The 6,476-nt window shown below is 55.8% G+C and carries 4 protein-coding genes and 1 tRNA gene; 3 read left to right on the top strand and 2 right to left on the bottom strand.

Annotation, left to right across the window (positions count from 1 at the left end; translation table 11 throughout):
- Window positions 1-56 precede the first annotated feature (56 nt).
- Together AK59_RS0122430 and orn are read right to left on the bottom strand one after the other, a co-directional pair.
- Window positions 57-132 (bottom strand) — tRNA-Gly (locus AK59_RS0122430).
- A 196-nt stretch (window positions 133-328) separates the two neighbouring features.
- Window positions 329-874, bottom strand: coding sequence for an oligoribonuclease (orn, locus tag AK59_RS0122425; protein ID WP_029883867.1), 546 nt, complete (start codon window positions 872-874; stop codon window positions 329-331).
- A gap of 107 nt (window positions 875-981) precedes the next feature.
- Here orn and rsgA point away from each other — a divergent pair, with 107 nt between their 5' ends.
- The 3 genes from rsgA to mscM all read left to right on the top strand — a co-directional run bounded on the left by rsgA (window position 982) and on the right by mscM (window position 6,442).
- Window positions 982-2,034 (top strand): small ribosomal subunit biogenesis GTPase RsgA, encoded by a 1,053-nt coding sequence (rsgA, locus tag AK59_RS0122420; RefSeq protein WP_013095279.1) that lies wholly within the window; start codon window positions 982-984, stop codon window positions 2,032-2,034.
- A 96-nt stretch (window positions 2,035-2,130) separates the two neighbouring features.
- Entirely contained in the window at window positions 2,131-3,099 is a 969-nt protein-coding gene (gene asd, locus AK59_RS0122415) for an archaetidylserine decarboxylase (RefSeq protein WP_013095278.1), read from the top strand.
- Between the two features lie 19 nt (window positions 3,100-3,118).
- Entirely contained in the window at window positions 3,119-6,442 is a 3,324-nt protein-coding gene (gene mscM / locus AK59_RS0122410) for a miniconductance mechanosensitive channel MscM (RefSeq protein ID WP_029883866.1), read from the top strand.
- Window positions 6,443-6,476: the final 34 nt, after the last annotated feature.

Genomic DNA, 6,476 nt, shown 5'->3' with positions numbered 1-6,476 from the left:
GCTATTCCCGCTTGGGTGTTCTGGTGCTGGCGTATCTTGCGATACTTTTCAAATTTTGGAGCGGGAAACGAGACTCGAACTCGCGACCCCGACCTTGGCAAGGTCGTGCTCTACCAACTGAGCTATTCCCGCAAATTTGTACTGCTTTTGTTGCTGTCGTAACGCGTATTTCTCTGTCGTTACGGGAGGCGCATTATACGAGAAATCCTTTTAGCTGCAACCCCCCTCAACGCGATTTTTTCGAAAATCAGTTCAAGTGCTTATTTAATCGGCAAGCTGAACAATTTAACGACAAAAACCCGGCCACGCAAGGCGCCAGGTCTCAAAATCACAGCTTAATAAAGTTTTCGCGATAGTACGTCAGCTCCGCGACGGACTCACGGATATCGTCCATCGCCTGATGCGTACCCTGCTTTTTAAAGCCATCGAGGATTTCGGGTTTCCAGCGGCGCGCCAGCTCTTTGAGGGTGCTCACGTCCAGATAACGGTAGTGGAAGTAAGACTCCAGCTCCGGCATGTACTTAAACAGGAAACGACGATCCTGGCCAATGCTATTACCACAGATAGGGGATTTGCCCGCCGGGACCCACTTTTTCAGAAACTCAAGCGTCGCCAGCTCCGCCTCGCGGTCGCCCATCGTGCTCGCCTTCACCCGTTCAACCAGCCCGCTGCCGGTGTGGGTACGCACGTTCCACTCATCCATCAACGCCAGCTGATCGTCGGACTGGTGCACCGCAATGGTTGGCCCTTCCGCCAGAATATTCAGGTTTGCATCGGTGACCAGCGTGGCAATCTCAATAATGCGATCGCGCTCGGGATCCAGCCCGGTCATTTCAAGATCGATCCAAATCAGGTTGTTTTCATCCGCGCTCATGTTATTTTCCACCCTTCTCGCATAACCGGCTGTAGCAGGTTAACTAGTATTAATTAGAGTGTATCATAGAGGTTTTGCCCCTTACGGGCGACCAGGAGCCAGCGCGATTGAGTAAAAATAAACTCTCCAAAGGGCAGCAGCGCCGCGTGAATGCCAATCACCAGCGCCGCCTTAAAACCACTTCGGAGAAGGTCGATTACGACGACAACCTGTTTGGTGAGCCGACGGAAGGCGTCGTCATCAGCCGTTTCGGTATGCATGCCGACGTGGAATCCGCCGACGGTGAGATCCACCGTTGCAACATTCGACGGACTATCCGTTCGCTGGTTACCGGCGATCGCGTTGTCTGGCGTCCAGGTAAAGAGGCGGCGGAAGGCGTAACGGTCAAAGGTATCGTTGAAGCGGTTCACGAGCGCACGTCGGTACTTACCCGTCCCGATTTCTACGACGGGGTAAAACCCATTGCCGCCAATATCAACCAGATCGTCATCGTCTCGGCGATTTTGCCCGAGCTGTCGCTCAATATTATCGACCGCTACCTTGTTGCCTGCGAAACGTTACAGGTTGAGCCAATCATTGTTCTGAACAAGATCGATCTGCTGGATGATGAAGGTATGGACTTCGTGAATGAGCAGATGGATATCTACCGCAAGATCGGTTATCGCGTGCTGATGGTCTCCAGCTACACCAAAGATGGCCTGAAACCCTTAGAAGAAGCGCTGACCGGGCGCATCAGTATCTTTGCGGGTCAGTCCGGCGTGGGGAAATCCAGCCTGCTGAATAATCTTCTCGGTCTCCAGCAAGAAATTCTGACTAACGATGTCTCTGATGTCTCGGGTCTGGGCCAGCACACCACTACCGCTTCTCGTCTCTACCACTTCCCGCATGGCGGCGATGTGATTGACTCTCCGGGCGTGCGCGAATTCGGTTTGTGGCACCTTGAGCCGGAACAAATCTTCAACGGATTTGTCGAATTCCATGATTATTTAGGGGCTTGCAAATACCGGGACTGTAAACATGATAACGACCCGGGCTGTGCCATCCGCGAAGCGGTCGAGAAAGGTGAGATTGCGGAGACCCGCTTTGATAACTACCACCGCATTCTTGAGAGCATGGATCAGGTAAAAACGCGTAAAAACTTTTCTGATTCTGATAACTGACAACTAAGCTAAGCATCGCTAAAATCGTCCCCTTTTTTCAGGTTCCGGCTGATTACAGCCGGATCAGGAACGACAAAAAATGGCCTGGAGGCTACCTTGTTAAACGCATTTAAACTTTCGCTTCAATACATTCTGCCAAAACTGTGGCTCACTCGCCTGGCGGGCTGGGGCGCGAGCAAACGAGCGGGCTGGCTGACCAAACTGGTCATCGACCTTTTCGTAAAATATTACAAGGTCGACATGAAAGAGGCGCAGAAGCCAGATACCGCCAGCTATCGCACCTTCAACGAATTCTTCGTGCGCCCACTGCGCGACGAAGTCCGCCCGGTTGATACCGATCCTAACGTGCTGGTCATGCCTGCAGATGGCGTGATTAGCCAGTTGGGTAACATCGAAGACGACAAAATCCTGCAGGCAAAAGGCCACAACTACAGCCTGGAAGCGCTGCTGGCGGGTAACTACCTGATGGCGGATCTGTTCCGCAACGGTACCTTCGCCACCACCTATCTCTCTCCGCGTGACTATCACCGCGTGCACATGCCGTGCAACGGGATCCTGCGTGAAATGATCTACGTGCCGGGCGATCTGTTCTCCGTGAACCACCTGACCGCGCAAAACGTTCCCAACCTGTTCGCGCGTAACGAACGCGTCATCTGCCTGTTTGATACTGAATTTGGCCCAATGGCGCAGATTCTGGTGGGTGCAACGATTGTCGGCAGCATCGAAACGGTCTGGGCTGGAACCATCACCCCACCACGTGAAGGCGTGATCAAACGCTGGACCTGGCCTGCCGGTGAAGAAGAAGGCGCAGTCGCTCTGCTGAAAGGCCAGGAGATGGGTCGCTTCAAGCTGGGTTCCACGGTTATCAACCTCTTTGCCCCTGGCAAAGTGAAGCTGGCTGAACAGCTCCAGAGCCTGTCAGTCACCAAACTCGGCCAGCCGCTGGCGGTCTCGACTGAACCTTTCGTGACGCCGGATGCAGAGCCTGCACCGCTCCCGGAAGAAGAGATCAAGGCCGAACTTGACGCCAGCCCGCTGGTTGACGACAAAAAAGACGAAGGCTAACAACAGAAGGAACGCTGACGTGCGCCCGATTATCGTACTACTGATGGCCTGGTGCCTCAGCATGGGGGCGTACGCAGCGACAGCCCCCGACGCAAAACAGATAACCCAGGAACTGGAGCAGGCGAAAGCGGCAAAACCCGCTCAGCCAGAGACCGTGGAGTCGCTCCAGTCTGCACTGAATGCGCTTGAGGAGCGGAAAGGCTCCCTTGAGCGCGCTCAGCAATATCAGCAGGTTATCGACAACTTCCCCAAACTCTCGCAAACGCTACGCAATCAGTTGAGCAATCTGCGCGATGAACCGCGCGATGTGCCTGCTGGCATGACCTCTGACGCGTTGAATCAGGAGATCCTGCAGGTTAGCAGTCAGCTTCTGGAAAAGAGCCGTCTGGCACAGCAGGAGCAGGAACGCGCACGTGAAATCGCCGACTCGCTGAGCCAGCTTCCGCAACAGCAAACCGATGCCCGCCGTCAGCTCAACGAGGTTGAGCGCCGTATCGGTACCCAAACGGGTAACACACCGCAGAACCAGGCGCAAAATCTGTCGCTTCAGGCTGAATCAGCCAGACTTAAAGCACTGGTCGATGAACTGGAGCTGGCGCAGCTCTCGGCAAACAACCGCCAGGAGCTGTCGCGGATGCGCTCCGAACTGGCGCAAAAGCAGAGCGAACAGCTCGATGCTTACCTGCAGGCTTTACGTAATCAACTTAACAGCCAGCGCCAGCGTGAAGCTGAGCGCGCGCTGGAAAGCACCGAGCTGCTGGCAGAAAACAGCGATAACCTGCCAGCGGGCATCGTTGACCAGTTTAAGGTTAACCGTGAACTCTCTGCTGCACTGAATCAGCAGGCGCAGCGTATGGATCTGGTGGCGTCTCAGCAACGTCAGGCCACCAATCAAACCCTTCAGGTTCGCCAGGCGCTCAACACCCTGCGCGAGCAGTCTCAGTGGCTGGGCTCGTCCAACCTGCTGGGAGAGGCATTACGCGCCCAGGTTTCACGCCTACCGGAGATGCCAAAACCGCAGCAGCTGGATACCGAGATGGCGCAGCTGCGTGTTCAACGCCTGCACTATGAAGACCTTCTCAATAAACAGCCGCAAATCCGCCAGATCCGTCAGGCCGATGGGCAGCCTCTCACCAGCGAGCAAAACCGTATTCTGGAAGCCCAGTTGCGGACCCAGCGCGAGCTGCTGAACTCCCTGTTACAGGGCGGGGATACGCTGATTCTGGAGCTGACCAAGCTGAAGGTCTCCAACAGTCAGCTGGAAGATGCGCTGAAAGAGGTGAACGAGGCAACGCACCGTTATCTCTTCTGGACCTCTGACGTGCGCCCAATGACCTTCTCATGGCCAATCGAGATCGTTCAGGATCTGCGCCGTTTGATCTCGCTGGATACCTTTAGCCAGCTTGGAAAAGCCAGCGTGATGATGCTCACCAGCAAAGAGACCATTTTCCCTCTTCTGGGCGCGTTGATTCTGGTGGGCTTTAGCATTTACTCACGCAGACACTTCACCCGCTTCCTGGAACGCTCCAGCGCCCGGGTGGGTAAGGTTACGCAGGATCACTTCTGGCTGACGCTGCGTACCGTGTTCTGGTCAATACTTGTCGCCTCGCCGCTGCCGGTCCTGTGGATGACGCTCGGTTATGGCCTGAGGGAGGCCTGGCCCTACCCGCTCGCGGTCGCCATTGGCGATGGCGTGACCGCTACCGTTCCCCTGCTGTGGGTAGTGATGATTTGCGCCACGTTTGCGCGACCGAATGGTCTGTTCATTGCTCACTTTGGCTGGCCGCGTAACCGCGTGGCGCGCGCCATGCGTTACTACCTGATGAGCATCGGGCTGATTGTGCCGCTGATTATGGCGCTGATCATGTTTGATAATCTCAATGACCGGGAGTTTTCGGGCTCGCTGGGCCGTCTCTGCTTTATGTTGATATGCGGTGCGCTGGCCATCGTCACGCTCAGCCTGAAACGGGCTGGTATACCGCTCTATCTGGATAAAACCGGCAGCGGCGACAACATGTTCAACCGCATGCTCTGGAACCTGCTGCTGTGCGCCCCCCTGGTTGCCATGCTGGCAGCGGCGGTGGGTTACCTGGCGACCTCGCAGGCACTGCTGGCGCGACTGGAAACCTCCGTTGCCATCTGGTTCCTGCTGCTGGTGATCTATCACGTCATCCGCCGGGGGATGTTGATCCAGCGACGCCGTCTGGCGTTTGACCGCGCCAAGCACCGTCGGGCAGAGATCCTCGCCCAGCGTGCGCGAGGCGAGGATGAGCCAAACCACGTCAACAGCACCGAAGGCACGATAGATGCGGACGAGGTTGAGCTGGATCTCGACGCTATCAGCACCCAGTCTCTGCGTCTGGTACGCTCCATCCTGATGCTGATTGCGCTGCTGTCGGTGATCTTCCTGTGGTCAGAAATCCACTCCGCGTTTGGTTTCCTGGAGAACATCTCGCTGTGGGATGTGACGTCCACGGTGCAGGGTGTGGAGAGCCTGGAGCCCATAACCTTAGGTGCGGTGCTGATTGCCATTCTGGTGTTGATCATCACCACGCAGCTGGTGCGTAATTTCCCGGCACTGCTGGAGCTGGCGCTGTTGCAGCACCTGGATTTAACTCCTGGTACGGGCTATGCCATTACCACCATCACCAAATACCTGATTCTGCTCTTTGGCGGGATGGTTGGATTCTCCATGATTGGTATTGAGTGGTCTAAATTGCAGTGGCTGGTTGCCGCGCTGACGTTTGGTCTGGGCTTTGGCATGCAGGAGATTTTCGCTAACTTTGTGTCCGGCCTGATTATCCTGTTTGAAAAACCGATTCGTATTGGCGATACGGTGACGATCCGCGATCTGACAGGCAGCATCACCAAAATCAACACCCGCGCCACCACCATCAGCGACTGGGATCGCAAAGAGATCATCGTGCCCAACAAGGCGTTTATCACCGAGCAGTTTATCAACTGGTCGCTGTCAGACTCCGTCACGCGTGTGGTGCTGACGGTACCGGCGCCCTCGGATGCCAACAGTGAAGAGGTCACACAGATCCTCTACACCGCCGCCGAACGCTGCACGCTGGTCCTTGATAACCCGGCGCCGGAAGTGTTCCTGGTCGATCTCCAGCAGGGTATCCAGATTTTCGAATTGCGTATTTACGCCGCCGAAATGGGGCACCGTATGCCGCTACGCCATGAGATCCACCAGCTGATTCTGGCTGGCTTCCGTGAGCACGGTATTGATATGCCGTTCCCACCGTTCCAGATGCGTCTGGAAAGCCTGGACGGACTTAAGACAGGAAAAACATTAACCTCTGCGGCGCGTAAACGCCCGGCGGGGAGTTTGTAAGCCAGCCAGTACCCCCTCTCCCGTGGGAGAGGGG

The sequence above is a fragment of the Enterobacter sp. T1-1 genome (assembly GCF_000710795.1).
Lineage (GTDB): Bacteria > Pseudomonadota > Gammaproteobacteria > Enterobacterales > Enterobacteriaceae > Enterobacter > Enterobacter cloacae.
This window is presented reverse-complemented; position numbering and strand designations above follow the sequence as displayed.